The 25,415-nt window shown below is 68.1% G+C and carries 24 protein-coding genes; 12 read left to right on the top strand and 12 right to left on the bottom strand.

Annotated features, from left to right (window positions below; all coding sequences use genetic code 11):
* Positions 1-72: 72 nt before the first annotated feature.
* Entirely contained in the window at positions 73-1,398 is a 1,326-nt protein-coding gene (locus ACZ7OI_RS41750) for an outer membrane protein assembly factor BamB family protein (protein WP_470269654.1), read from the top strand.
* Here ACZ7OI_RS41750 and ACZ7OI_RS41745 read toward each other — a convergent pair.
* The 3 genes from ACZ7OI_RS41745 to ACZ7OI_RS41735 form a co-directional block, all read right to left on the bottom strand.
* A complete protein-coding gene (locus tag ACZ7OI_RS41745) occupies positions 1,388-1,894 on the bottom strand; it encodes a DinB family protein (RefSeq protein WP_470269764.1) in 507 nt (168 codons plus the stop codon). The two genes, ACZ7OI_RS41750 and ACZ7OI_RS41745, sit on opposite strands and share 11 nt — an antisense overlap.
* A gap of 139 nt (positions 1,895-2,033) precedes the next feature.
* Positions 2,034-2,765, bottom strand: a complete 732-nt coding sequence (locus tag ACZ7OI_RS41740; RefSeq protein ID WP_470269653.1) for an ANTAR domain-containing protein — start codon at positions 2,763-2,765, stop codon at positions 2,034-2,036.
* A gap of 188 nt (positions 2,766-2,953) precedes the next feature.
* A complete protein-coding gene (locus ACZ7OI_RS41735) occupies positions 2,954-3,919 on the bottom strand; it encodes a helix-turn-helix transcriptional regulator (RefSeq protein ID WP_470269652.1) in 966 nt (321 codons plus the stop codon).
* 422 nt (positions 3,920-4,341) lie between these two features.
* Between ACZ7OI_RS41735 and ACZ7OI_RS41730 the strand changes: the two genes are divergently transcribed.
* Positions 4,342-6,054 (top strand): DUF1003 domain-containing protein, encoded by a 1,713-nt coding sequence (locus ACZ7OI_RS41730; RefSeq protein ID WP_470269651.1) that lies wholly within the window; start codon positions 4,342-4,344, stop codon positions 6,052-6,054.
* 2 nt (positions 6,055-6,056) lie between these two features.
* Here the strand turns inward: ACZ7OI_RS41730 and ACZ7OI_RS41725 are convergent, their stop codons facing one another.
* The 4 genes from ACZ7OI_RS41725 to ACZ7OI_RS41710 all read right to left on the bottom strand — a co-directional run bounded on the left by ACZ7OI_RS41725 (position 6,057) and on the right by ACZ7OI_RS41710 (position 8,479).
* Positions 6,057-6,467: a hypothetical protein gene (locus tag ACZ7OI_RS41725; protein WP_470269650.1), complete on the bottom strand. Its 411-nt coding sequence runs from the start codon at positions 6,465-6,467 to the stop codon at positions 6,057-6,059.
* Positions 6,468-6,526: 59 nt separating this feature from the next.
* Positions 6,527-7,354, bottom strand: coding sequence for an SCO6745 family protein (locus tag ACZ7OI_RS41720; RefSeq protein WP_470269649.1), 828 nt, complete (start codon positions 7,352-7,354; stop codon positions 6,527-6,529).
* Positions 7,355-7,362: 8 nt separating this feature from the next.
* A complete protein-coding gene (locus tag ACZ7OI_RS41715; protein WP_470269648.1) occupies positions 7,363-7,797 on the bottom strand; it encodes a HutD/Ves family protein in 435 nt (144 codons plus the stop codon).
* Positions 7,798-7,894: 97 nt separating this feature from the next.
* Positions 7,895-8,479, bottom strand: a complete 585-nt coding sequence (locus ACZ7OI_RS41710) for a TetR/AcrR family transcriptional regulator (RefSeq protein WP_470269763.1) — start codon at positions 8,477-8,479, stop codon at positions 7,895-7,897.
* 103 nt (positions 8,480-8,582) lie between these two features.
* Here ACZ7OI_RS41710 and ACZ7OI_RS41705 point away from each other — a divergent pair, with 103 nt between their 5' ends.
* Entirely contained in the window at positions 8,583-9,542 is a 960-nt protein-coding gene (locus tag ACZ7OI_RS41705) for an SMP-30/gluconolactonase/LRE family protein (protein WP_470269647.1), read from the top strand.
* Positions 9,543-9,595: 53 nt separating this feature from the next.
* Here the strand turns inward: ACZ7OI_RS41705 and ACZ7OI_RS41700 are convergent, their stop codons facing one another.
* Positions 9,596-10,453, bottom strand: a complete 858-nt coding sequence (locus ACZ7OI_RS41700; RefSeq protein ID WP_470269646.1) for an SAM-dependent methyltransferase — start codon at positions 10,451-10,453, stop codon at positions 9,596-9,598.
* 73 nt (positions 10,454-10,526) lie between these two features.
* Complete coding sequence (locus ACZ7OI_RS41695) at positions 10,527-11,813, bottom strand: GGDEF domain-containing protein (RefSeq protein WP_470269645.1); 1,287 nt, start codon at positions 11,811-11,813, stop codon at positions 10,527-10,529.
* 350 nt (positions 11,814-12,163) lie between these two features.
* On the opposite strand from ACZ7OI_RS41695, the gene ACZ7OI_RS41690 reads away from it, so the two are divergent.
* Positions 12,164-13,207 (top strand): M48 family metallopeptidase, encoded by a 1,044-nt coding sequence (locus ACZ7OI_RS41690; RefSeq protein WP_470269644.1) that lies wholly within the window; start codon positions 12,164-12,166, stop codon positions 13,205-13,207.
* Between the two features lie 163 nt (positions 13,208-13,370).
* On the opposite strand, the gene ACZ7OI_RS41685 is transcribed toward ACZ7OI_RS41690, so the two are convergent.
* Entirely contained in the window at positions 13,371-14,894 is a 1,524-nt protein-coding gene (locus ACZ7OI_RS41685) for a GH25 family lysozyme (protein ID WP_470269643.1), read from the bottom strand.
* Between the two features lie 551 nt (positions 14,895-15,445).
* Here ACZ7OI_RS41685 and ACZ7OI_RS41680 point away from each other — a divergent pair.
* Entirely contained in the window at positions 15,446-15,787 is a 342-nt protein-coding gene (locus tag ACZ7OI_RS41680) for a hypothetical protein (protein ID WP_470269642.1), read from the top strand.
* Positions 15,788-16,115: 328 nt separating this feature from the next.
* Here ACZ7OI_RS41680 and ACZ7OI_RS41675 read toward each other — a convergent pair whose 3' ends face one another.
* Complete coding sequence (locus ACZ7OI_RS41675) at positions 16,116-17,729, bottom strand: DUF2079 domain-containing protein (protein WP_470269641.1); 1,614 nt, start codon at positions 17,727-17,729, stop codon at positions 16,116-16,118.
* 482 nt (positions 17,730-18,211) lie between these two features.
* On the opposite strand from ACZ7OI_RS41675, the gene ACZ7OI_RS41670 reads away from it, so the two are divergent.
* Positions 18,212-18,790 carry a hypothetical protein gene (locus ACZ7OI_RS41670; protein WP_470269640.1) on the top strand — a complete coding sequence of 193 codons (579 nt, stop codon included), beginning with the start codon at positions 18,212-18,214 and terminating at the stop codon, positions 18,788-18,790.
* A 29-nt stretch (positions 18,791-18,819) separates the two neighbouring features.
* A complete protein-coding gene (locus ACZ7OI_RS41665) occupies positions 18,820-19,164 on the top strand; it encodes a hypothetical protein (protein WP_470269639.1) in 345 nt (114 codons plus the stop codon).
* 230 nt (positions 19,165-19,394) lie between these two features.
* Here the strand turns inward: ACZ7OI_RS41665 and ACZ7OI_RS41660 are convergent, their stop codons facing one another.
* A complete protein-coding gene (locus ACZ7OI_RS41660; RefSeq protein ID WP_470269638.1) occupies positions 19,395-20,012 on the bottom strand; it encodes a TetR/AcrR family transcriptional regulator in 618 nt (205 codons plus the stop codon).
* 341 nt (positions 20,013-20,353) lie between these two features.
* On the opposite strand from ACZ7OI_RS41660, the gene ACZ7OI_RS41655 reads away from it, so the two are divergent.
* The 5 genes from ACZ7OI_RS41655 to ACZ7OI_RS41635 all read left to right on the top strand — a co-directional run bounded on the left by ACZ7OI_RS41655 (position 20,354) and on the right by ACZ7OI_RS41635 (position 25,316).
* Entirely contained in the window at positions 20,354-22,159 is a 1,806-nt protein-coding gene (locus ACZ7OI_RS41655) for a carboxylesterase/lipase family protein (protein WP_470269637.1), read from the top strand.
* Positions 22,137-23,102 (top strand): amidohydrolase family protein, encoded by a 966-nt coding sequence (locus ACZ7OI_RS41650; protein WP_470269636.1) that lies wholly within the window; start codon positions 22,137-22,139, stop codon positions 23,100-23,102. Before ACZ7OI_RS41655 ends, ACZ7OI_RS41650 begins: the two co-directional genes overlap by 23 nt.
* A gap of 342 nt (positions 23,103-23,444) precedes the next feature.
* Positions 23,445-23,765, top strand: coding sequence for a Hint domain-containing protein (locus tag ACZ7OI_RS41645; protein ID WP_470269635.1), 321 nt, complete (start codon positions 23,445-23,447; stop codon positions 23,763-23,765).
* 338 nt (positions 23,766-24,103) lie between these two features.
* Positions 24,104-24,556 (top strand): hypothetical protein, encoded by a 453-nt coding sequence (locus tag ACZ7OI_RS41640; protein ID WP_470269634.1) that lies wholly within the window; start codon positions 24,104-24,106, stop codon positions 24,554-24,556.
* Between the two features lie 436 nt (positions 24,557-24,992).
* The gene (locus ACZ7OI_RS41635) at positions 24,993-25,316 is read left to right on the top strand and encodes an ankyrin repeat domain-containing protein (RefSeq protein ID WP_470269633.1); all 324 of its coding nucleotides are present in this window, start codon (positions 24,993-24,995) and stop codon (positions 25,314-25,316) included.
* The last annotated feature ends 99 nt before the right edge of the window (positions 25,317-25,415 follow it).

The raw sequence follows: 25,415 nt of genomic DNA, 5'->3' as shown, positions 1-25,415 counted from the left end.
CGCGGCCGTTCTGTCGGCTAAATTCCCGGACGACTCCGAATGGAGCAGTGATTCGGGAGAACGGGGACACCGATGCGGCGGATGTTGAGCATTGCGGCCTGCCTGGGGATGCTGGCCTTCACGGCCGCGTGCGGCGGCGGGTCGCTTCCGACCAATCTGCCCACCGACCAGGCCGGACCGGCCGGGCAGCAGCCGCCCGCCTCGTCCGCCCAGCCGGAGGCGGTGACCGCCGATCCGCCGCTGGCCTTCGACACCGGCAAGGGCGTCACGCTGCCCCGCACGGCGCTGCAGTCCAACCTGGGCGGCTCGGTGACGTCGAAGTTCATGACGCTGCGCGACCGCACCGGCTACATCATCGCCCCCGAATCGCTGAGCGCGGTCGACGTGCTCACCGGCCGCGAGAAGTGGAACACCAAGATCGAGGGCCCGGCCGCGGACCCGAACGCGCACAACGGTCCGTTCGTCGAGCAAAGCGGCCCGCGTCCGCCGCTCGTCACCGACAAGCTGGCCGTCGGAGCCGTACCGCTGCGGATGCCCGAGCAAGGCACGACGCCGGGCTACGTGGCGCTCGCCGTCATCGCGGTGAACCCCGAGACCGGAGCTAAGGTCTGGCAGACGAATGCCAAGATCACCGACGACCAGTACGGGATCAGCGGCGGCCGTTCCGTCACGCAGGTCGTCGCGGCCACCGGCAAAGCGGTCGTCGCCAGCTTCTCGCAGTCGGAGCACCCCCTCACCGTCGCACTGGACCCGGCGACCGGGAAACAGCTGTGGGAGCGCAAGGACTACGTCGCGGGCAGCCTGAACGGCGACGTCGTGGTCGGCGTCGACTCCAACGTGGCCGAGAACTCCTCGATGGTCCAGACGGTCGCCCTCGACGTCGCCACCGGCCAGCAGAAGTGGGTCGCCGCGGCCAAATCGAGCGCGGTCGAGATCCTGCCCGCCGACCCGGCGATGGTGGTCCTGAAGGCCACCGAGTACAGCAGCGGCCACGCGTTCCTGAAGTTCCTCGACCCGGCGACGGGCGCGGAGAAGTTCTCCGTCGAGGGCACGCGCAACCTGGGCCCGGACTCGTACGGCGACTGCCTCTACGACGAGCAGTCGGTGCTCGCCTGCACCGACTCCGGCGTGCTCACCGCGTACGACGCCAAGGCCGGGACCAAGCTGTGGAGCCTCCCGGACCAGGCCGCGAACCGCGTCCCGCCGGGCGGCCTGACCGTCGCCTGGCACGGAGCGCTGTACGGCTACACCAACGGACGGCAGCCGATCGTCCTGGACGCCAAGACCGGCAAGGACCTGTCGACCGACGTCGGCTACGTGCCGGCCTGGGTCAGCAAGTACGCCGCGGCCGGCGTCGACAAGGACGGCGTGCCCAAGGCGTACCCGGTCAAGAAGTAGCCCGTCCTTCCCGTGGCGCGCCGTCCTCCGCGAGGATCTGCTCGCGGAGGATGTCCGCGTGGCCGCAGTGCTGGGCCAGCTCTCGCAGCACGTGCAGGTAGACGAACCGCAGCGGCAACGGACCGCGCCGGTTGCCGGGAAGGATGTCGGTCAGCTCGAGCGACGCGGTGGCCTGGCGGGCGTTTTCGCACGCTTCGCGATGCGCCTGCTGGACGGATGCGATGGTGTCGTCGTCGCCGAGGACGAACGATTCGTCCGGCGTCTCCGGGATCCCGATCTCGGCGCGCGGACGGCCGGTGACGGCTTCGTCGAACCAGACCTTCTCCACGAAGGCCACGTGTTTGACCAGCCCGAGCAACGTGGTCCGCGACGGCACGAGCGACCGGCGAGCCTGCTCCTCGGTGAGCCCGTCGAGGCAGTGCTGGAGCGCTTCGCGATGCTCGTCGACGAAGAATTCGAACTGGTCTTTGGCGGCGCTGTCGATCACTGATTCCATGGGCACCGGTCCAGCTTGCCGGATCACCGCGTCCGGGCAAAGTCCCCGGCGAACTGCCTCGCTCGAACCATCCTTTGTGGACCGTTTCCGGCGGGCGGCCTCCGGAAGCGGATCGGCCGGGCTCAGTGCCGGAGCGGCCTCAGGCGATCGCCTTCAACCCGGACGGGATTTCTCCCCGCACGACCAGCCCGGCCAGTTCGCTGAGCTTCACCCTCCGCGCGCGGGCGTGCGAGCGCAGCCGCTCGAACGCTTCCCCCAGATCGACGTCCAGCCGCGCGGACAGGATCCCCTTGGCCTGTTCGATCACGACGCGGGAGTTCAACGCCGACTGCAGTTGCCCGATGCTCTCGTCCCTCGTCCGCAACGCCTGGCGCTGCGCCAGCGCGGTCCCGGCGGCGTCGGCGAGGACCTGAGCCAGCCGCAGGTCCTGCGTGGCCGGAACCGACGGCGTCCCGCTGAACAGCGTCACCGCGCCGACCGGGTACTCGCCTGTCCGCAGCGGCACGGCGGCGACGCGAGTGACGCCGGCCCGCAGCGCCCGGGCGGCGAAACGAGGCCAGCGCTGCGGTCCGCCGCTCGCGGGCCGCAGCGTGACCGGCGGCAGTACGGCACCGGTGCGGATGGTGTCCACCGCCGGACCTTCGCCGAGTTCGAACTGGCTGCGCGCCAAGGGGAGGAACGTTGCGTCTGAGGTGGCGAGGCAGTCCGCTTTTCCGGTCTCGTCGAGGACCGCGACCCCGGCCGCCCGCAGGCCGAGCAGCGCGGCCACGCTGGTCGTGAGGTCCCGCAGCAGGTCCGGGACCGGCCGGTCGCAAGCGACCAGGCTGAGCACGGCCTCGGCGACCAGCGTTTCGCGTTCGGTGGCAGGCATAGTTCCCCTCCGGGCAGGCGGGAACGTGGCGCATGCGGCGAAACGAGTCCACCGGCTGCGCGGCGGCAGCGCGCCGGCGTCCGCGGCGGTTTGCCGCATCCGTCAAGTGAAGCCCGGATCGGCCCGCCGTGGCCATGCCGATAACGCAGCACCCCGCGCCGGGCATGCAGAAAACGCAGCAGTCCCTCTCACGGACTGCGTCGGACGAGAGTTTGGTGCGGGGAGCAGCCGTAGGCGGTGCGGTAGGCGGCGGCGAACCGGCCGAGCTGGAAGAAACCCCACCGGGCGGCGACGGCGGTGACCGTGACGGCGCCCGCGGGGTCGGCGGCCACCAGGTCGGCGTGGGTGTGGGAGAGCCGGACGCGGCGCAGATAGCCCATCGGGGTGGTGTCCAGGTGCCGCCGGAAGGCGACCTGCACCGTGCGGACGCTGACGTGCACGGCCGCCGCGATGTCGGCCACGGAGAGGTCCTGGTGGGCGTGCTCGTCGATGTACGCGACGGCGCGGCGCAGGGTGTCCGGGTGCGCGTCGTGGCGGTCTTCGCCGGTGGGCTCGGTGGTCGCGGTGTTCGGGAACGCGGTCAGCACGCTCGCGGCCAGCAGTTGCGACGCGGCCGAGACGAGCAGCGGCTGCTGGCTCAGCTCCTCGTCGACGCAGAGGCCGTCGCGCAGATAGGCGATGGTGCGCCGCAAATGCCGTGCCGCCGCCGGGGAAACGGGCCGGTCGCCGGTGAGCCGCACCGGATCGGGCCTGCGGCCGGGGAGACCGGCGGCCACCCGGGTCAGCAACTGCGGGTCGAACATCACGAGGTTGTAGCGGGAACGGCGGATCACCCCGGCGTAGGGCCGGTCGTGCGGGGTGTAGACGAATACGTCGCCGGGCCCGAAGAATCCTTCCTCCCCGTCCGGGAAGTACTGCCGGACGATCGAACCGGAATGCACGTTGCCGAGGCAGATTTTGCCGAGCGTCCCAGCGTCGTGGCTCATGTCGTAACTGAACTCGAGATCGTCCACGCTGACCGGTCCGAGAACAGTGCGGGAGACGTGCGCCCGGGTCTGCTCGACGTCGCCGCCGATCTGCATCCTGGTGTAGGCCCTGCTGAGGAACTCCTCGGTGACTTCCAGGTCTTCGCTGTCGAAATCGAGCTCTTTCATCACGATTCCCGCCGTTCACGGGCGTCCGGGCACCGGCGCGCTGTCCGTGCGCCGAATGCGAAAACGCCTCACCGTCGCCGGTCTGCCGGAACCTGTCTTTCCGTCGTGCCAGCGCTCGCGCAACGGTACCGCTCACCGGCGCGCACCGGGAGGACGCGATTTTCCGGTCGCGCGCGGAATGGGCGAGAAAACGATTTCTAATCCGAATGCCCATACTGTTTCCCCGTCGTGCTCGCCGCGGAAAGTCCTCAGTGGACAGTCGAGCACGGGCGCCGTGGACCCGTCCCGGGCCGCGCCGGGATACTGGTCGCGGGAAGACCGGTCCGAAGCGGAAGGGGCTCGACGGTGATGCGGCGCGGATCCACGGAGCAAACGAAAGCGTGCTGGAAAACCGGTGCGAGCATCGAATCCGGACGGATCGGGTGAACCGCCGCCGAATGCCGCGGCTGCCGCGCTTGCCGCGGCGTCCGGCTACGACCGCGGACGAGCAGATCGGCTTCAACGGCGCGTTCGCGGCCGCGCTGACCCGGGCGATCGGGTCGATGCCCGCGCTGTACGTCGTGCTCGCCCTCGTCGCCGGATGGATGGCGCTCGCGACCTGGGGCCCGCTGCGCGCGGCCGACCCGTACCCGTTCGCGTTCCTGCTGTTCCTCGACAACGTGGTGCAGCTGGTGCTGTGCCTGGTGATCCTCGTCGGCCAGCGGGTGCTGGGCGGCGCGGCCGACCGGCGTTCGATCCAGACCTACGACAACGCCGAGGCCGTCTTCGAGCAGATCGCGGACCTGCAGCGGCATCTCGACCGGCACGACCGGGTGCTCAGCCGCGGCGTGAGCCTGCTGGAGTCGAGCCCGCATCCGTGGATCCAGCAGCACCGGGTGCAGCGGCCTCCGCAGGCGCTCGACCAGGCGGTGAGCGTCAACGGCCGGATCGCGGCCTGGCTGACGCAGCGGCTCGGCAGCATGTGGGCGTTCTACCTGGCCGCCGGGACGCAGGTGGTGTGGATGAGCCTGGCCGGGCTGGGCGTGCAGACGCTGGACCCGTACCCGTTCGCGTTCATGACCTTCCTGTCCACCCTGGTCCAGCTGGTCTTCATGATCGTGATCATGGTCGGCCAGGGCGTGCTCGGCCAGGCAGGCGACCGGCGGTCCGAGCAGACCTTCCTCAACGGCGAGGCGGTGCTGCACGAATGCCGCCGGATGAAGGCCCGGCTGGAGGCGCAGGACCGGCTGATCGAGGACCTCAGCCGCTACACCCGCGGCGAGCTGATCGAGGATCTCGCGCGGGCCCTGCACGACGTCGACGGCCATGCCCAGCGGACCGTCCACGCCTGGGTCCCGCCCCGCTGGGACCAGGCCCCCGAGGAGCACAAGGCGGTCACCCGCGCCCAAGCCCGGCAACTGGGCGAGCATCTGGCGCTGGTCGGCTGTGTGATGGTGCCCGCGTTCGACCCAGACCTCACCGTCGCGTTCGGCGACGACGAGGTGCTGCTGCTGGCCCAGCGCGAACACGACCGGTGGCGGGCCGAACAGTCCTCCGGCGAACTGCCCGACCCCGACCTGGTCGCCTGGGACGACCTGCCGGAACCGGCGCGGACGCGGAAACTGCACGTCGCGCGCAGCATCCCGGGCCTGGTGGCCAGCGTGGGCATGCAGGTGGTCCGCGACGGGCGCGCTCGCGGCGGCGCGGGCGAGGAGGACTTCACCGCCGAGGAATGGGCGACGCTGCAGCGCGCGATGATGGCGTCGGGCATCCTCGTCGGGCTGTCGGTCGGCGGGGTCGACTCGGACGAGATGTTCGCGCTGGTGAAAACCCTGCGCGAGGCCAGCGTCGCGCACCCTCGGCGGTTCATCCGCGAGGTGGCGGCTTCGTCGGCCTTCGACACGGGTCTGCGGCCGGGCGTCAAGTACTCGGAATACCTGCCGTACGCGGAAAAGACCATCCGCTCAGCCGCCGCGATCGTCGCCGGCACCGCGCCGGCGGAACTGCCGGACTTCCGCGAGTTCCTGGTGGAGATCGCCACGGTCGTCGCCGAAGTGAACCAGGAAGGCGGATTCCTCGGGGTGGGCGCGCAACGCCGGACGCCCAAGGAAGTCGCGGCCATGGACGCCGTCCGCCTGGCCGCCCGGCACGACTGAGCTCACCCGATCGCCGCGGCCGCTCCGACGACGGCTCCGTAGAGCACGAAGACGTTGACCAGAGCGATGAACGACGGCTGGAGCCAGCGGAGCACCGCGGACGGCTGGCCGGCCAGCGGAGTGCCGCCGGCGTCGAGCATTTTCTCGCCCGGCCGCGAGGCCACCAGCGAGATCAGGCCGAACAGGGCGCAGAGCGCGAACGGGAACCACTGGCCGTGCAAGGGATTCCAGAGGTTTCGCGCGCCGCCCCAAGCGGCGGAAACGGCCCCGGTCATGGCGGCGAAGTTGGTCAGCGACTGGACGGTGACGAAGTCGCTGACGTTCTTGGTGCCCGCCGGAGCCGAGTCGCCGAGGTTGCCGCTCGTCGGTTCGGCCGTCGGGGTGGTGGTGGCGAAGGCTTTGGCCAGGGACATGAGACACCTCGTTGTGACTCGGATTCCCCGAAGTCGCGGCGAGGCGCGATCCCGTTACGTCACTTCGACCCGGCTGCCACCAGCTTGGCGGTGATCGGCTCGAGCACAGCGATCAGCTCGTCGAGTTCGGCAGCGGGCAAAGCCTCATACGGCGCGGCAGCCAATTCGTCAGTCAGGTCTTCGATGCCCTGCTTCACCGCGCGCCCCTCGTCGGTGAACCGCCCGTCAGCGTCGACAAGCCCGCGCTCCCGCAACCCCTCCATGACCGCCGCCAGCCGCTTCTTCGGCAGGTGATGCACGCGCCCGAACGACTCCGGCGGATGGATGCCCATCTCCAGCGCCGACAAAATGTGCGCCTCAGTCCCGCCGATCCGGGCGCCGACCAACGCGGCGATGTGCCCGTCCCCGCGATGCTCGCGCAGCATGGTCGCCGAGTGCCACAGCCGGGCGACCGGGTCGCTCGGCATCGGGAGGGTGCGCATCCCGGCGTACATCACGCGGCCCACGGTGGGTGCGCTCGTCGCGGCTTTGGCGGTCAGGTCGGCAGCCCGCACCAAGCCCGGCGAGCTGGCCAGTTCGTCGCCGAGAATCCGGCGCACCGAGGCCGCGCTGCCTCGCTCGCGTGCGGCGACGGACGCTTCGGCCGGGATCGTCTCCCACGCGCTCGGGATATGCCGCGCGGCCTCGCCCTTGGCGAAGTTGTAGAAAGCCGCGTGCACGACCTCCGCCGGCGGCCGTCCCAACGGCGCGGCGCGGCTGGCGAAATAGCCGTCCCAGTAGGTGCGGTGCCCGAGTGCGGCCAGCTCCTCGTTGCACTCGTCAGCGAAGAACGTGACGAGGCAGATCGGCTCCAGAAGCTCGAACATGCGCCGTGCGATGCGGGTCATGGGCAGCATCATGCCAGTGCGGTGAGGAAAACATCGGCGATTTGCCCGCCGAGATCGACCGTCGCGGCCACGCCGTCCGTGCGGTCCGTGTCCGCCTCCGGCGAGCGGAGGACGACCTCGGCTCGGTACCGCCCGCGCCGCGTCATCACGTTCAAGGCCCGGGTCGGCTGATCGAGGGCGACCGTCACGGTGTCCTCGCCGGCGAACCGGATCTGGTCGCCGCGCCTGAGGTCCGTCGCTGCCCCGTTGATCGTCAGCCGGAGCGGTCCGAGGGCGGTGAAAAGCCGGTCGATGCCAGGGAAAGCCGAGAACGGGGCGTCTTCGAGAAGATCCGCGAGGCTGATCCGCCACAACGTTTCCCCCGAGGGATCGGCGGCGAGCTCCCGTGTGGTGCCTGCTCCGTTGCGCCAGGGGACCGGGGTGACTTCGGACGGGATGAGCATCAGAGCATCTCACCCGGTCTCGAGGGCGGACGCAAGCGAGGTCGATGGCGCGTTTTCGCACAGCTTGGCCTGAGCGGGCGATCCAGAACGCCCGGCGTCAAGCAGGGTTCAAAAGCGTGCGGACCGCGTCGGGGAATCCGGCCGCTCCGTCCGGTCCGGACAGTGCCAGATTGAAGAGAAACCCAGGCAGGAGCGCCAAAATCGCCTGCGCGAGAGCATCCGCCGAGGCACCGGTCCAGGTCCCGGCCTCTTGCCGGTCGCGCACGAGACCGGCCACGCCGGCACTCATCTCGACCGACGCCGCGGTGAGCCGCTCGGCCAGTTCCGGATTGCGCTGCGCTTCCGACCAGACCAGCACCGCCATGCCCGCGAGCTGCCGGTCGCGGTGCAGATCGATCACGGCTTCCAGCAGTTCCGCCATCACCTCGCCGACGCCCTTCTCTCCGGCGCCTCGGTCGAGGGCGACGCGCAGGACCTCGGTGACGTCGTCGAGATTCTGCGCGGCGACGGCGACGATCATGTCCTCCTTCTTCGGGAAGTACCGGTAGACCGCGCCCGCCGACTTGCCCGCCTCGGCGAAGACGTCCTGCATCGAGGTGCGGTGGAAGCCGTCGCGGAGGAAACAGCGGCGCGCGGCCGCCAGGATTTCTCCGCGCTGGTCGTCCTTGTACTGCTGGCTCACCCTCGGCAACGTCCGCTCCCTCGCCTTGACACTTCTCGCTCCGGCAGCCTAGCGTGAAAGAAAAGCGGATGTCCGTCCTCTTTTAACTCGTGGAGAGCCCCTCATGCCGATGACCCCCGTCCCCGACGTCACGCTGACCCCGGTCGCGTCCTTCCCGGAGAAGTACTTCCCAGAAAACCTCGCCGTCCGCGCCGACGGTTCGGTGCTGGTCACCGTCCTGCTGCAGCAGGAGCTGTGGATCGTGCCGGAGCCGCAGCGCCCCGTTCTCGTGCACCGCTTCGACCATCCGGTGACGGGGATCGCCGAGGTGCTGCCGGACGTCTTCCTGATCAGCCTGACCGAGGGCTACACCACCCACGAATCGCACCTGGTCCGCCTCGACCTCACCGGCTGGACGCCCGGCGAACCGGTGTCCCCGGAGATCGTCTTCACCTTCGACGACCGCGTGCGCGCGCTCAACGGCAGCTGTCTGCTCGGCGACGGAGTGCTGGCCGTCGCGGACTGCTTCGCCGGGCTGATCTGGCGCGTCGACCTCGATGCTGACGCCCGCAGCGCGCGGGCCCGGATCTGGCTGGCGCACGACACGATGGCCGACGACCCGGACGCCGAGGTCGCCCCGCCGCGCCAGCCAGGCGTCAACGGCGTCCGGTACAGCGCGCGAACCGGATACCTCTACTACACCTCGACGGCGCAGAAAGTCTTCATGCGAGTGCCGGTCGACCCCGCCACGCTCGACCCGGCGGGCGGCGCGGAATTCGTCGCCGCGATCGACAACGCCGACGACTTCGCGCTCGACGATGAGGCGGGATTCGCTTACGTCACCAGGCATCGAGCCAACACGCTGGACCGGGTGCCGCTCGTCCCGCGGCACGGCAGCGAAGTCCGGCACGTCGCGGGCGAGCCGTTCGACGAACTCCTGATCGGGCCGTCCAGCGCCGCCTGGGCGCCTGGCGAGGAGGGGCGAGCCCTTTACGTGACCACGGACGGCGGGACGACCGCGCCTCCGGACGGCGTCTTCCGGAACGCCATGCTGCTACGGGCTGAGCTGCGCACTCGATCTTGACGAGAAAGCGCCGCACGCCGGTTCCCGTTGCGCCCTAACAGCTTCAGCGGGGATCACGGTTTGCGCGCGACCCCCGCCAGCATCGCCGCCTCGCTCGGATCCGCGAAGTCGATGACCGGCGTGTCGGGCCCGCTCTCCTCCGGATGCCAGGCGGCAGTCCACGTGACGCCGGGGTCGAGCAGTTCGAAGTCGCCGAACAGGGCGTGGATTTCCGCGTTCGAGCGCAGCACGTGCTTGCTGACATTGGTGTCGTACAGCTGGATGACCGCGTGCAATTGGCGGGCGATGTCGTCGGGCAGTCCCTCGTGGGTGATCTGCGAGAGGACCAGATACGAACCCGGGGAAAGCATTTCCCGGTACCGCGCGATGGCCTCGGGCCCGAGGTCGCGGCCGTCCGGGCCGGGCTGCTGGATGTGCAGGACCGCGGTGACCAGCAGGGCCAGCGGTTCGCCGAGGTCGACGACGCCGGTGTCCGCGACGGATTTCCACAGTTCGTCCGGCTCGCGAAGATCGCCCTGGATCACCGCGTGGCGTTCGGGATCGCCGTGGCGCTCCAGCAGGATCCGGGAGTGCGCGACCGCGACGGGTTCGCGGTCGATGTAGACGACGCGGGAGTCCGGCGCGGCCTCGTCGGCGATCTGGTGCACGTTGCCCATGGTGGGGACGCCGGAGCCGATGTCGACGAACTGGCGCACGCCGAGGCGGACCAAATGCCGCACCGCGCGGTGCAGGAAGGCTCGGTTGGCTCTGGCGCAGTACATGCCTGCCGGAAACGCCGCGAGGACCATTTTGCCGAACTCGCGGTCGATGGCCCAGTTGGCCGTGCCGCCGAGGTACCAGTCGTAGACCCGCGCCACGCTGGGGCGGTCGAGGTCCACGCCCGGGATGGGCTCCTCAGGTCCTTGCGCCACGCTGCCTCCCCCGCAGTCGTGACCAATCGTATCCAATCCGGGCGATCGCGCCCGACGGGCGTGCTTGCCGGCTTTACTGTCGACTCTCGCTGGCATCGAGGGCGGTCGCGCGGACGGTACGGTCGCGCCCGCCGTTTTTCGCCCGGTAAAGCGCGTCGTCGACGGTGAGCAACGGCGGACTGAGTTCGGCGGCAGTGGCGGGAAAGGCCCCGGCCCCGATAGAGGCGGTCAGCCCGGCGACGGTGACGCGAGTGCCGGTGCGGTCGGTGGTGTCGACGGAAAGCACGGAAATCGCCGCGCGAATCCGATCGGCGGTGGCGGCGACTTCGGTGTGGTCGATGCCGGGGAGAAGGATCGCGAATTCCTCGCCGCCGAAACGGCCGACGAGATCGTAGGAACGGACGGTGTGCTTGATGGAGTCGGCGACCGCCCGGAGAACGGCGTCGCCGGAGAGATGGCCGTACCGGTCGTTGACGCGCTTGAAGTGGTCGAGGTCGAGCAAGAGCACGCCGACGGCGCCGTCGAGACGGCGGGCGCGTTCCAATTCCCGTTCGGCCATGTCGTTCCACCAGGTCGCGTCGACGAGTCCGGTTTTGGCGTCGGTGCGGGAGGCATCGCGGAACTGGGGCAGCAGCAACCCGACGTGCAGAGCGAGCACGGTGGCCAGCAGGATCGGCACCGCCCACGGACGGTGGACGGCCAAGACGGCGACGGCATAGCCGAGCCCGACGGCCCCGGCGAGGATCAACTGGTCGGAGGGGTGCCCGAGCGCGCGCAACACGGGTTTGCCGGGGTTGGCGGCTACGATCGCCCCGACGACGAGCGCGTAGTTCACCAGCCGGTAGACGAGTCCGGCGGCGATGACGGCCACGGTGCCGGAGATCCCGTCCGCGGCCGACACGAACGGACCGTGCGCGGCCGGGTAGAACGCGGCGAGCACCAGCGTGGCCGCGGCGACGGCGAGGATGACGGTCGCGGCGGAAAAGACCTTCCGGTGCAGGACCGCACGGCCCCTGAACACCCGCACGAACTCGTGCCCGAACGAAATCGCGATCAACGCGGCCTGCAGCGGCAGGGGAAGCAGCAGGATCGAGGCGGCGAACCACACGCACAGCAAGTGCGAGTACGGGGTGCCCTCGTCGGGTTCGCGGACCCGCGCGCTGGCCCGCGCCCCTTCGAGGTGAGCGATCGAGGCCGCGGTGAGCGCGCCGAACCAGGTCCACTCCCACGGGGTGACCGAAGCTCTGGCGCTGGTGACAGCGACGACGGCTGCCGCGAGCAAGACGACAACCAGGACATAAGCGGCGACGACGCGGGGCAGCGACCACAGCCGCCACCGGCGCGGGTCCGCGCTTCCCACGGTCACCACCCCTTCCGGGGCGGCTGCGGCAATACCACCCGGGCGACGGCGGCCGTGACCGTCACTGTGCGACGCGGATGCCGGTCCTCGGCCGCCAAAATCGCGTACCCGCATTCCCCGCGCGCGAAGACTTCGGCAAAAGAATGCTCCGTTCGGCCCATCCGCCCCACCCCATGCGACAGCCTGCCGTGTTCACCGTGGCACGCACCGTACTCGGATAATGGTCTGAACAACAGGGTTCCTGCTCGAGAGCCGAGTTTCCGTGGGCGGGCAACAGGAATCGCCGTACCTCGCAGCCGCGGAATGATCGGCATTGAGTAGGCTGCGGTCAGCGACTTCATGGGGGAGCAATGACTGACGAAATCGAGCCCGCGCGCCGGGCTGCCGTCCGTTTTCCGGGAATCAGCCCGAGAGCCTACGAACATCCGGTGGATCGCGGCGCGCTCGCCACGTTGCGCGCGGTGCCCGGATTCGCTCAGGTGATCCGCGCCGTTTCCGGTTTCTACAACGAACGCGGCGAACGGCTGATGGCGCTGGCGTCGTCGATCCGCGTAGGACCGCGGCAGTATCCGGAACTCGACCGGCTGCGCCACGAATGCGCCGAGACGCTCGATCTTCCCGCCGTGCCGAACCTGTTCGTCTACCAGGATCCGAGGCTGCAGGCGTCCGCGCTGGGCATGGACGAGCCGTTCATCCGGATCAGCACCGCGCTCGTCGACCAGATGAGCCACGAATCGCTGAGGTTCGCCATCGGGCACGAGATGGGGCACGTGCTGTCCGGGCACGCGGTCTACCGCACGATCATGGTGCGCCTGATCAGCCTCCAGCTGTCGATGTCCTGGACCCCGGTGAGCGCGCTCGGCATCCGGGCGATCATCGCGGCGCTGAGCGAGTGGTACCGCAAGGCCGAACTGTCCTGCGACCGCGCGGGCCTGCTCTGCGGCCAGGACCCGTCCGCGGCGCTGCGGGCGCAGATCCAGCTGGCGGGCGGGGTCGACCCGTCCCGCATCGACATCCCGTCCTTCCTCCAGCAGGGAGCGGAATACGAGTCGGTCGAAGACATCCGGGACAGCTTGCTGAAGCTGAAGAACGTCGAGACCGAGACCCATCCGTTCGCCGTGGTCCGGGCGACGCAGCTGCAGAAATGGGCGGCGTCGGAGCAGTACCGGGCGATTCTGTCGGGCGATTACCCCCGCCGGGACGACGACGCGCCCACGACGGACTGGAAGGACGACCTGAAGTCCGCGGCGAAGTCGTACAAGGATTCCTGGAACGCTTCGGCGGATCCGCTGACGAAGGTCTTCACCGAAGTCGGGGAGACGGTTGCCGGTGCGGCCAGCAAGGTCTGGACCAAGTTCGGCGGGGATTCGGGAAACGGCAACGGAAACGGCTGAGGCGACCGCGGGGCGACGGATCCCCGCGGCCCGCGGGTGTCAGGCGAGTCGCCGTACGCCGCAGCGCGGATCCGGCTTGTTCAGCCAAGAACGGCGGGCCCGCAGATCGCCTGCGGGCCCGCCGATTCGTTGAGGCCGTATCGCCGCGGTTCGCTGATTCCGGTCAGCTGTAGGCGACCTGGATGGTCGAGTCGGCGCTGTACCAGGTGACGGTTCCGTGCTGGAAAGTGTTGCGGCGGCCGCCGGTGACGGCGAATTCGTCGCTGGTCGGGTAGCCGAGGCGGCCGTTCTCCCAGCCGAGGTCGGCCCATTTTTGCCGGATGGCTCCGTGGATCGATTGCGCGCCGGTGGCAGGGGTCCAGTAGATGGAGGAGCCTTGGGCGCCGTTGAAGTGGTTGTAGCGGCCGATTCCGTCGGGCGTGGTGGATTGGTCGGTGGTGGGGTAGCCGAGGCCGCGTTCCCAGCCGAGGTCGGCCCACTTCTGCCGGATGGGACCGCGGATGGACTGTGCGCCGGTGGCGGAGGTCCAGTAGATCGAGGCTGTGTTGGTGAAGTGGTTGTAGCGGCCGACTCCGTCAGGTGTGCCGGTTTCGTCGGTGGTGGGGTAGCCCAGGCCGCGTTCCCAGCCTAGTGCGGCCCATTTGTCGCGGATTGCGCCGTGGAGCGAGCGGGCGCCGGTGGTGGAGGTCCAGTAGATGGAGCCGGAGTTGGTGAAGTGGTTGTAGCTGCCGCTGCTGTCGGGGGTGAGGGTTTCGTCGGTGGTGGGCAGGCCGAGGAAGCCGGTGGGGCCGCCGAGTTCCTGGTAGTGCTGGGCGATCGCGCCGTGGACGGCGTAGGCGCCGCCGGTCGTCGGGTTGTAGCCGATGACGCCGTACTGGTAGTTCTGCGCCCAGCCGCCGCCTGCGGGGTATCGGCTTCCGGTGGGGGTGCCGAGGTAGGAGGCGGTGCCGCCGAGTGCGTTGTAGTGCTCGGTGATTTTGTCCGGTTCGGTGCCGGTGGCGAGGGCCTGGAGGTCGGTGAGGGTGCCGTTGAAGACGTCCTGGTCGCCGGGGAAGGTGCCGGAGGTCGCGGTCTGGGCGAAGGTGTAGTCGGTCCAGCTGGCGGGCATGGTGATGGCGGCGGCGATCCACAGTGGATCGTTGGCGAAGCCGGGGTTGTTGCCGGTGCAGTGGTTCCACCAGCCGTTGGTGGTGTAGATGACCGGCCAGCGGTTGGTGCGGTCGTGGATCGTGGTGGTGAAGTCGGTGATCCAGGCGGTGATCTGGGCCGGGGTCATGTTGTAGCACCAGCCGGTCCAGTCCGCGGCGCTGTAGGGGTTGTACTCGATGTCGAGCACGGGCGGGAGGGTTTTGCCGTCGGAGACCCAGCCGCCGCCGTGGCTGAGGAAGAACTGCGCCTGGGCTGCGCCGGTCGAGGTGTCGGGCAGTCCGAAGTGGTAGGCGCCGCGCAGGATCCCGGCGTTCGCGGAGCCGGTGTAGTTGGTCGCGAACTGCGGGTCGGTGTAGGTGGTGCTTTCGGTGGCTTTCATGTAGGCGAACTTCGCGCCGTTGCCGGCTGCGGTGTTCCAGTCCACTGTGCCCTGGTAGTGGGAGACGTCCATGCCCGGCGTCGTCACGCCCGCCGCCATGGCCGTGCGCGGGGCGGCTTTCGGGGCTGCGGCGGGGTCTTTGCCGATGGTCGAGCCCATGTAGTCCGAGCCCGGATGGGCCGGTGTGCTTGCCTTCGGCGTGCTCGGGGCCGCCGGACTTCCTGACGCGCTGGCCGGTGTCCCGGCCAACCCGCACGTGAGCAATACGGAGACCGCACCAGCGCTCACCGCGCTACGAAACCATCTCACCACAAACCTCCACCCGGTATCTGTCCACACCGCTATCGCCGGAGGCCCGGAAGCGTTACCGGTGAGACGAAGAAAGATCCGGAGAGCGGGAAACGGCTCCGCGTCGTGAGCCGACGTGGCCCGAGCCGATTCCGCGGCCGGCCGTCGGCTCGACCGGGAAGCCAGCGTCCCGTGGGGAACTGTTGTCGAGCTAACGGGGCGGTTAGGCAATTTCTCATCGGCTTTGCAGGGTGTCGGGCGGCACCGTACTGTCCCCGAAGCGATGGGGCACACTACCCGCGAGTGCGTCCGGCGACGGGAATCCGGACCGACCCGCACCGGGATGGCGTCGTCTCGCCGAGTCGGTCAGTGGAGCTCGAGCTGCGGCGGTAAGACCGTGGCCAGGAAAGTTGGGTTGGCGAGTGGGAAATCCGAAGGACAAGGACCTCGATGCTCTCGTCGGCATCGTGGGCTGCGGAGAGGCTTCGTGGCCGGTGGTGTCGTTGGCCGGGCGCGGGATTTCGGCCTATGCACGCGCGCAAACGTGGGTTGTCGACAGCGGCGAGAAGAACCTCCCTCCTCATGAGCTGGGAGACATGCTGATCGATTTCTTGGAGCAGTCGGAAAAAATTGCGCCGTTGGCACAAAGGTTTCATGAGGGCGAGCTCGATCCTCCCGGGTTGGCCGGTGAACTGACGCCTGTGGTGCTCGCGCTCGAGAAGTGGGTGGCCGAGGCCGAGGCGCGGCCCCGGCGATGGCGCTGACTGCCCGGCCGAAGTCCGAAGAGGACGGACCTGGCGAGGGGCGGGCGCGACTGCCGCCGCGAGCGCTTCGCGAATTCGATTCTCGCCGCCCGGAGTCGTGAGCGCTGGGTGCCGGTCGTGGCAGGAATCGGGGTCGGGTGCCCCGCGGTGGACGAGGGATCGGCGGGTTTCGAGGTGGTCGGGCCACGGTGGCGCGTCGTCGGTGCCGGACGTGATCGGGGTCGGGACGGTCGAGTTCTGGCCGACTTCGCGGCACCGGTCGTTGGTGCGAGACCACCGGCCGTCGCTGGTGAGAAGCCTTGGCCGGGCGCGCTCGCGCCGACATCGCTCAGTTCGCGGCGGCGGATTCGTGCAGGCGGTAGAAGCGGCCGCCGAGTACCGCGTAGACGGTGACCGGTCCGGTGCTGGGGTGTGCGGTGGCTTGCCAGGCGTTTCCGTCGGGGATTCCCGGCGCGGGGGAGGGAAGTCCGGTGATTCCCCCGCCGATCACGACGTTGGCGGAGTCGGTGACCAGCACGCAGTCGGGGTGCAGGTCGGTCCATCCGGTGATGAGCGCACCGCCGGTGGGGTTCGGGGTGGTGACCGCGCCGTTGGCGGCGGGGAGGTCGGTGGCGGCAGCGGGGTTGAGGGTGGTGCCGAGTTCGGGTCCGTGGCAGCCGAGGGTGAAGCGGGGGTTGAAGGGGTAGGTGCCGAGGGATTTCGCGGCGGGGATGACTTGGTTTTGGATGTGGAGTTGGTCGAGGGCGCTGGCGGCTTCGGTGCGCAGGGCGATGGGGGCGAGGGCGAGCGGGGCGTAGCCGCGGCGGGTGAGGTCGGCTTTGGTGCCGCCGATGGCGTGGGTGGTCAGGGAGATCGCGCAGATGCCGATGACGACCGTGCTGAGCGGCCATTGTGGACGGGCGAGCGTCGCGAGGGCGAGAAGCGTGGTGAGGGCGAGGGCGCTGACGATGGTGTAGCGGCTGATCAGGCCGATGTTCCCGCCGGGAGCCAGGTTGCTGGTGCGGCCCAGTGCGACGAGCATCGCGAGCGCGGCGGCGTATCCGGCGATTCCGATCCATCCGGCGGCGCGGATGTCGGTCTTCGCGGCGATGGCGCAGGCGGTGAGGAGTGCCGCGGTGAGGGCTCCGGCGAGGACGGCGATGACGGCTTGGTCGCCGGACCACAGGCTGCCGAGCGCGGCTGCGGCGGCGGAGAGGCGGCCGTCGGGGTCGAGCGCGGTGGTGGCGAGTGACTGGGTGCCGCTGGGTTTGGTGAGCAGCCAACCGGCCATCACGAGGGTTCCGGCCGCGGTCATGGCGATCGTTTTGACCCGGTTTTCGCGGCGGAGCAGGAAGATCGCGGCGACGACGAAGAACGCGGGCAGTCCGGCGCCGAAGCTGAGGCTGGCGAGCAGCGCCGCGAGTGCGGCGGTCCAGAGGCGGCCGCGGTGGGCTTGGGAGGCGGCGAGGACGGTGAAGAAGACGGCGGGGATCCAGCTGATGCCGTTGGTGCCTTGCAGCCAGATCTCGGCCAGGTGCGAGGTGAACAGCAGCCAGGACATCGCGGCAGCGAGTGCTGCTTTGCGGTGCGGGGACAGGGATCGGGGCAGCATCGAGTACAGGCACGCGCCGATCCCCGCGACCAGCGCAACCGTGAGGACGGTGAGGACGCGGTTGTCGCCGCCGAACCAGGCGGCGTCGGCGTAGAACAGCAGCGAAGGGATGACGAAGGGCTGGTCGAGGTGACAGGTGAACACCTGGTCGAGCAGGAGGCGTCCGCGGTCGTCGGTGATTTTCGCGAGGACGTGCCAGTAGTCGAGAAGCACGTGAGCGCGCGGCGCCCGCACGGCGGTCCACAACGCCAGCGCGGCGGGAACAGCGGCGAACACGGCCAGCGCGACGACCCCGGCGCGAAGTCTTCGGACGACAGGAAGCGCAGCGGGCGGCGAAGCGAGCGCGGTCAAGATCTCTCCTAGCGAAGTGAGTGTCACCTCGGTCGGCGGCTTGCCGGACATGCCCGCTGCGGATTGCGGATCTTTCGATGTGACTTGCTGCTTTTACCGCGTCAGGGATGGTCTGGACAAGAGTGTCCTTGATCTCTATTTCGGGTGTAACGGAACAATACGGATAAAACGATGAAGTGGTTCGCGGACCGAGGGGCTGTTTCTCCGGCCTGCCCTCGGCCGTGAGAGGCGAACCCCTCCGGCTGGTGTCGCGCGGCGCAGGCGGTGCCGTGCTTACGGGGTTGGCGCGAGCTGGAATTCGCGCCGCAGGGAGGGACGCTCGTCGTGCGCCGGTTGTCGCGTGCTGCCGAAAAGGGTCAGCAGCACCCGTCAAGCGAACGGAGGCTCCGGCGAGGGTCGATCCGCATGACGTCCCGTTCCTGCCGTCACCGCCGCCGAGTGCACCCCAGCCCTCGACAGCGGACTTTTCCGGGCTGTAGCGGTTGGACGGCGGCGCGATCAGCGGAGCGACGGGATTCGCCGCGTCGAGGGTCGCCCAGGTGCGGCTCCCGGTCGCACACAGCCACCGGGCGGTGAAGAAGGCGGCATTCGGCAGCTACTTCGCGGCGCAAGCAGAGCAGTTTCATCAGGAAGTATCGTCGTTGACGCAGGGGAGGAGCCCGGTTCTGGAGCAGGGCTCCCCTGGCAATGGTCAGAGCCCAGTGAGGAAGCACGTGGACGGCGAAATCAGGCGCAGCAAATACATCACCGCCCTCGGCGCCGTCAGCCTGGTGTACATCGGTTCCGCTGCGCCTGTCTTGTACGACGTCCTAGGACTGCACCCGCTGGTTCTCTCGGTGCCATTGACCGCGTTGCTGCTCGAAGTGGTTCGCCGCAGCGGTCTGCGGCCGCGGATCGCCTGGGACAGCCGCGAAGAGCAGCAGCATCCTGTGGGAGTTCGACCATCCCCGGCTGCTGGCCAAACCGAGAGCCGCGAGAAACGCTTCGAAAAGACATTCGTGGTTTTCGCGCTCGTGCCCCTGGCAATCCCGCTCACCCTCTGGGATATGGCGGTTTTCTAGATGCGACAACTGTTGAAGGTTCACTTGCCATGATCGACAGAAGTATTTTCGCTGAGGTATTGATCGAAGGGCTGGACGATTGGGTCCCCGTCGATCAGCTCATCTGGGCGGCACGGGAAGGGGCGAACGGACGCCCGTGGAAGGAATTCTTCGCCGAACTGCTGCACTTCCTGCTCGAAAGCGACCTGATCCGCATCGGGGAACTCGCCGGGGAGGGATTCTCGCCGTGGAGGGGGGAAGCTGACGAAGTCGTCCAGTTGGTGCTCGACGACCTTGAGCGCCTTTCCTGGGAACCCAGGCTGGGCAGCCGTGCCTGGATCGCCACCACGAACGCAGGGGATGAGGTCGCGCGGTCGCTGATCGACCGCAGCTGAGGTTTTCGGCCCGGCATGCCTCGGACGGTTGTCTCAAGAGAAAACCCGAAGGAGAGCCCGGAGAACGGCTTGCGCTGAGACGGTAACGCTTGTTTGCGGGTATGTCGTCGGGCCCAACGGGTTCACTGATTGACGAGCTGCCTGAACATGTTGTTCAACCTCGCGCAGATCCTGACCGAATCAGCGCAGCACCGGCCGGACCGCGAGCGCGGCTCCGTACCTGCCGTGGCTCAGCGCGGCCGATACCGGGCCAGGAACGTGTTCACGGCCTCGTCCACGGTATGGGCCCGCCGTTTCTTGGTCGGGACGCCCGGCTGCCCGAGCACGCGAAACCACAGCAACGGCTCGTTGATCATCCCCACGAATTGCCGGGCGGCCAGATCCGGGTCGGGCACGGCCAGTTCCCCGCGCCGGTTCCACTCTCCGAGGTATTCGATCAACGCGCTCAGCGCGGGCAGCTTGCCGAGCGAGAGGTAGTCCTCGGCCAGCTGCGGGAAGCGCCGGCTCTCGCTGATGACGAGGCGCACCATGGCCACCGCCGCGGGCGGGGCCCAGAATTCGCTGATAGCCAAGCCCATCCTGGTCAAACCAGCCACTGGATCGGTGAATGCCTCCTCGTCCATGCCGATCTCGGCGATCGGCATGGACGCCCAAGCCTGTTCGACGGCCGCCCGGAACAGTGCCTCCTTGGACTCGAACAGATTGAACACGGTCCGCCGGACGACTCCGGCGGCCGCACCGATCTGTTCCATCGAGGACTGTTCGAAGCCGCACTCGAGGAATACGGTCACCGCCGCGTCCAGCACCTTCTGCCTGGCCGGCGACGCGGCCGCACCTGCCTCTGCCATGTTGTCCCCGCGTTCTCCGGCTCGCCCGAACTGTGCACTGCACTGTGTAGTGCACCGTAGCAGGCTCGAGGGGGGCGGGTCGGCAGCTGCTCTCGGAGCACCCCCTGCCCCGACGAGCACGAGATCCGGCAGGCGGAACCTGCGCCGCTGCACGGGATATGGCAACGCGGTCGCGACGATCGGCGAGGTGACCCGCGCAGTGCCACTAGGCGGCCCTCGCGGCGTCGGTCCCGATTCGTGATGTGAGCTAGTCCACGTCGTTGCCGAAGTCCTTGATTGCACTGCACAGTGCAGTGCAAGGTAAGGTCGTACAGGTTGGCGGCGAAGGGAAGGAGTCACGCATGGATGCCAGGCGTAGCAGCGGTTTCCTCGAACTCAACCGGGGGCGCACGACTTCTTCCTCTCCGGCCGCGGATTTCGCCGATCGGCGCGCTGTGGTCGAAACCCGCTTCGGAACGCTGCAGGGTGTCTACGAAGAGGGGAACTACGTCTACCGGGGCGTGCCGTTCGCCGCGCCGCCCGTCGGCGAGCTGAGGTTCCGGCCTCCGGCGCCCGTGCCGAGCTGGCCGGGGGTGCGGGCTGCCTCCCGCTCCGGACCCGCGTCGGCCCAGATCAATTCGTCGAACGCGGACCGCGTCCGGCAGCTGATCGCCGAACTCGATCCCGGTGTGCCCGGCATCGTGTCCTGGCCGCCGTACACCCCGGCCACCTACGACCAGCCGAACGCGAGCGAGGACTGCCTCTACCTCGACATCTGGGTTCCCGCCGGCGTCGAGGGAACGATGCCCGTCTACCTGTACTTCCACGGCGGGGCCAATGCGGTCAGCTCCGGGTCGTTCCACCTCGAACGCGGGGCGAACCTCGCGCGCGACGCGCAGGTTGTCGTCGTCCGTCCCAACTATCGGATGGGCGCGCTCGGCTGGGTCCATTTCGGACTGCTCGGTGACTCCCTCGGCGAGGCGGTGAACCTCGGGCTCCAGGACCAGGTGGCGGCCCTGCGGTGGGTGCACGACAACATCGAGGCGTTCGGCGGCGACCCGGATCGGATTACCGCCGCGGGGGAATCGGCGGGCGCGACCGCGGTCTCGCACCTGCTGGCCAACCCCGGCACCAGGCCGCTCATCCGCCGGGCGGTGCTGCAGTCGCTGTCGCCGTTCAACAACTGGTGCACCCAGCGGCGGCCGGAAGCCGAGCAGGTGGCTCGCCTGTATCTCGATCTGCTCGGCATCGACGACCCAGGCGCCCTGGCGACGGTGGAGGTCGAGCGCCTGCTCGCCGTCCAGAACATCATGACCCGGTACGTGCCCGCGGACGCCAACGTCGCCTGGCGCCCGCTCGGTGCGGTGGTCGACGGTGCATGGGTTCGCGAGCAGCCGGCCTCCTACCTGTCCACGCCCCAGTCCGACCTCGACCGGATCGGCGCGGAGAAGTCGCTGGAGGTCATCGTCGGCTTCGCCCGCGACGAATGGCAGTTCTTCCGCGGCCACTCACCGACCGCTCGGCACGGCACCGAGCAAGCGGTTCACGCGGTGGCGGAACAGGTCTTCGGCGACCGGGCCGGCGGCGTTCTCGAGGAGTTCCGGGCTCTCCGGCCACCCGGCACGGCGCCAGGGGTGGCGTTGTCGGACCTCATGTCGTTCGAGTTCTTCGCGATGTCGTCGCTGGCGATCGCCGCGAACCTGGCCCGCGCGGGGATCCCGGTCTGGGTGTTCCAGTTCTCCTGGGACCTGCCCGGTTTGCAGGGGGAGCTGCGGGCGGTGCACACGGGCGACACACCGTTCCTGTTCCGCAACTACAGCGAAGCCGACCTGGCCCGCTGGCCGGCCTTCGAAGGCATCGACCGGGCGCGGCTGGGCCGCATCTCGCGCGAGATGGGAGAGCATTACCGCCGGTTCATCCACCACGGTGAACCGGGCGCGGACTGGGCCAGGTTCGACGAATCCACCGGGGACGTGCTCTGGTTCGGCGAGGACCTCCGGATGTGCTCCGGTCTGCTCCGGCGCCAGCAGGCCGCGGTCGCCGCGGCCGGGATCGATTCGGTCGAAGCCCTCGACCGGATCCTTGTGGCCAACCTTCGCCGTCAGCTGGGCGAGGATCCGGCAGAACAGTACCGAAAGGACGACCATGCTCGTCGACGGATGGATTGACACTCACGCCCATTTCTATCCCCCGGAAACCCCGCAACAGCGTTCGGCGCGCTGGGAACTGATGAAACAAGCCGATTGGCAGACGCCGGCACCGCCGGAGTGGGACCCGGACAGCACCCTCGCGTACATGGATCGAACCGGTATCGCGACGCAACTTCTGAGCAATATCCCCAAATCCAAGGCGGCGCTCCGGCTCTCGAACGATTACGGCGCGTCGCTGGTCGAGCGGTATCCGACCCGGTTCGGTCTCCTGGCCGCGCTTCCCACCGATGACTGCGACGCAGCTTTGTCCGAAGTGGAGCGAGCCGACTTCCACGCGGACGGCTACGCGGTGACGTGCCACTACAACGGCGTGTACCTGAGCGATCCGTCGCTCGAGCCGCTATGGACCGAACTCGATCGGCGGCGGGCCACCGTTTTCGTCCATCCGGACGCCTATGCCATGGGCGAAATGGGGCGGCCTCCCGTGATCATCGACGTCGCCTTCGAGACCGCGCGCACGGTGACGGACATGCTTTACCGGGCAGTGTTCCGCCGTTACCCCGACATCACTTTCGTGATCGCCCACTGCGGCGGAGCCCTGCCGGCGCTCTCCGGCCGTCTTCGCCTGCTGGGTCTCGAACAATGGGTTCCGAATCCGCAACACCTGACCGCCGACGAAATGGACCACCATCTGAAGCGGCTCTACGTCGACACAGCGGCGACCGCGCCGACGGCCCTCGGCCCGGCGGTCGCCATGGTCGGCGCGGACCACCTGGTCTACGGGTCCGACTGCGGTGTGCCATGCACGACCGACGCCACGATGGACGCCAACCTCGCGGCCATTCTCGGGTACGAGCATCTGTCGGCGGCCGAGCGCGAGGCAATCGGGCACAACGCCCTCGCCTTGTACCCGAGGTTGGCGGAGCGTTTGGATGGACATCGGTTGTCCGAAGGTTCGTGAGCGCTCAGAAGACCAGCGGTTTCTGCGTGGGCTGCGGGATTCCGGCGGACTGTCCTCTGACCCGCGGGTCCTTGTGCTCCGACGAAAGAGCTTCGTCGAGTGCGCCTGCGTAGAGGCCCTGGCCACGCATGAGGGACCACCGGCCTGGAACACGCGCTGGCCGACCTCGGCACTGTCGTCGACGCCCCGGCCTGCCAGGCAAGCACCTTCAGATCCCGACCTCCTGCGCGATCTGCTTCAACGGAGCTTCGATGCTGCCGGGGTCGGCCGCCTAGGGTAGGTCGTCGCCGCAGGCTGATGAACGTCGGTTGCAACAGTTTCGCGCCCGGCACTCTGGCGGTGATGTCCGACAGCACTCGTCGGTCGATCGAGGAGGTACGGCTGGGCGATCAGGTGCTCGCAACCGACACGGAGAGCGGCCATACGGTGCCACGCGCCGTCGTTGCCACGATCATCGGGAAGGGCGAGAAGCACCTGGTCGGGATCACAGTGGCTGGTACGGCTCCGATCGTTGCCACCGATGGTCGCCCGTTCTGGGTTCCCGAACTGCAGGAATGGCTTCCGGCCAAGGAGTTGCGACCAGGATCCTGGTCGCAGACGGATTCCGGTACCCGGGTACAGGTGACTGCGGTCCGGGCCCGGACCGCAACTGCCCGTGGGTAGCGAGGTGTCCATACTCGACCACAACGCAAGTGGGGACGACATCTGTAAACTGACACTCGGACCGGACCTTCGTGGTCGGAAGGCGGAAGGAGCTTCGGCGCAGCGCGGTGTCAAAGTTCTGCCGCACGAGCAAAAGATGGTCACGAAGCAGGCGATCGGAATGGCTTCTTTACGTGTGGCATGCGTATTTCAGGGTATCGGGACGGTCACTGGAACGGTGATCAAAACCCGGCGTTCAAGATCGCTCCGAACGGTCCCTGGACTCTCTATCCTCATTGCCGAGACTGCTCCCTCCGGCAGGGCGGCTAGGTCAAAGGGCTAGGCGGGGAGTGGTACTGATGGTGACCAGTTTTTCGGATTTCGACAGTTACGGCGACCTTTACTACGGAGGTGGAATAGCTCGGTTTTCTTTCGGCCTGCTGGCGGTTTCTTCCCCGGACAGCGTCGACGACCACTCGGATTGGGATCCTGCGCGCGAAAACGTGCACGCTGGCAAGGATTCATTGCATGTGGCTGTTCGCCAGTCGGCTAGCGGTGCGGTTGCCGTCGCGTGTGTCGAAGAGCCTGTTCTTCCGGAGGGGCTTGAGCTGCTGCATCGTGGCGTGATCCAGCTGAATCGATCGTCGATATTGCTCTGTGACCCGAATGGTCAGCTTCGTCTGCAATTGCCCGTGGAACGCGACGTGAACACGGTATCTGTCTATGGCGACGACGCCATGGAGCCATCCGAGGTTGTCGTGGTGCTCGGCGTTCCTGATGGCGGTGCTCGGCTGTCCGGTGCCAGCAGCTGATTTCAGTGCGGACGGAAATGCGAAGATCGGTCACGGCCGGTACCGCCCGTGTTGAGTACGCTGACGTCGATGCAGATAGGGGCGATTGCTGGAAGATTGTCGAACGGGAATCGGAGGGCGAGAGTACTGGACCGATCAACGATCCAAAAATAGTCGTCTTGAGAGGTTTTCGGACGCCGCCGCGTGAAACAACTCTGATGGGAGCGGCTCGTTTTGTTCCTGATTGCTGCGGGAGCCTTGGCGAGTATTCCGCTGGGGGATGGCGGCCAGTGAACTGATGACGGAAAGCGCCGACAAACCTTCCGGTAAAGGCGGACCTTCTACCCGGGCAAGGAGCTGTCGCGCTGCTCATAGTGCGGAGTGCTGATCCATCAGCTCAACGAGGATTCTCTGAGAAAACAAAGCAGATGTCACGAGTGGTAGATAGGATGTTGTTGTGGTTGAGTATATGACGCCTGCGCACATCGCGGTCGAGATGAGCGACCTCCCGGCTCTGCGGGACCTCTTGGATGCAGGTGTCGATGTCGATGAAGAATGCAACGGAATGACGCTCTTGCATCATGCTATTGATGTCGAAGGCGATGGTCATGTGCAGACGGGCGATCCCTTGCATGTCGACCTCACGGCTTACCTCCTTGCTCGTGGAGCCGACCCGCTTCGTCGAAGCACTGATAGTGAGCAGGTGACGGCATGGGAGATGGCCCGACGCTATGGTCATTGGCTGGCGATCGCCCTTTTGAGCCGATCAGACGGACGATGAACGATCGGCTTGCTGCTGGCGGCGTGCCGGATCGAGAGATCATCGACATCTACGATTCGCTTCTCATCGCACGTCGCCAGAACTGCAAGCGAGCGCGTG

Source organism: Amycolatopsis sp. NPDC114503, from assembly GCF_055633655.1.
Note: the sequence above shows the minus strand (reverse complement) of the source record. Positions and strands in the feature narration are given on the sequence as shown.

Bases quoted from the DNA above. Each gene is read 5' to 3' on its own strand.
- ACZ7OI_RS41655 (WP_470269637.1), top strand. From the start codon at position 20,354: ATGGATGCCAGGCGTAGCAGCGGTTTCCTCGAACTCAACCGGGGGCGC.
- ACZ7OI_RS41665 (WP_470269639.1), top strand. From the start codon at position 18,820: ATGATCGACAGAAGTATTTTCGCTGAGGTATTGATCGAAGGGCTGGAC.
- ACZ7OI_RS41720 (WP_470269649.1), bottom strand. From the start codon at position 7,354: ATGACCCGCATCGCACGGCGCATGTTCGAGCTTCTGGAGCCGATCTGC.
- ACZ7OI_RS41685 (WP_470269643.1), bottom strand. From the start codon at position 14,894: ATGGGCTCGACCATCGGCAAAGACCCCGCCGCAGCCCCGAAAGCCGCC.
- ACZ7OI_RS41735 (WP_470269652.1), bottom strand. From the start codon at position 3,919: ATGAAAGAGCTCGATTTCGACAGCGAAGACCTGGAAGTCACCGAGGAG.
- ACZ7OI_RS41645 (WP_470269635.1), top strand. From the start codon at position 23,445: ATGTCCGACAGCACTCGTCGGTCGATCGAGGAGGTACGGCTGGGCGAT.
- ACZ7OI_RS41745 (WP_470269764.1), bottom strand. From the start codon at position 1,894: ATGGAATCAGTGATCGACAGCGCCGCCAAAGACCAGTTCGAATTCTTC.
- ACZ7OI_RS41640 (WP_470269634.1), top strand. From the start codon at position 24,104: ATGGTGACCAGTTTTTCGGATTTCGACAGTTACGGCGACCTTTACTAC.
- ACZ7OI_RS41650 (WP_470269636.1), top strand. From the start codon at position 22,137: ATGCTCGTCGACGGATGGATTGACACTCACGCCCATTTCTATCCCCCG.
- ACZ7OI_RS41705 (WP_470269647.1), top strand. From the start codon at position 8,583: ATGCCGATGACCCCCGTCCCCGACGTCACGCTGACCCCGGTCGCGTCC.
- ACZ7OI_RS41725 (WP_470269650.1), bottom strand. From the start codon at position 6,467: ATGTCCCTGGCCAAAGCCTTCGCCACCACCACCCCGACGGCCGAACCG.
- ACZ7OI_RS41740 (WP_470269653.1), bottom strand. From the start codon at position 2,765: ATGCCTGCCACCGAACGCGAAACGCTGGTCGCCGAGGCCGTGCTCAGC.
- ACZ7OI_RS41690 (WP_470269644.1), top strand. From the start codon at position 12,164: ATGACTGACGAAATCGAGCCCGCGCGCCGGGCTGCCGTCCGTTTTCCG.
- ACZ7OI_RS41715 (WP_470269648.1), bottom strand. From the start codon at position 7,797: ATGCTCATCCCGTCCGAAGTCACCCCGGTCCCCTGGCGCAACGGAGCA.
- ACZ7OI_RS41660 (WP_470269638.1), bottom strand. From the start codon at position 20,012: ATGGCAGAGGCAGGTGCGGCCGCGTCGCCGGCCAGGCAGAAGGTGCTG.
- ACZ7OI_RS41750 (WP_470269654.1), top strand. From the start codon at position 73: ATGCGGCGGATGTTGAGCATTGCGGCCTGCCTGGGGATGCTGGCCTTC.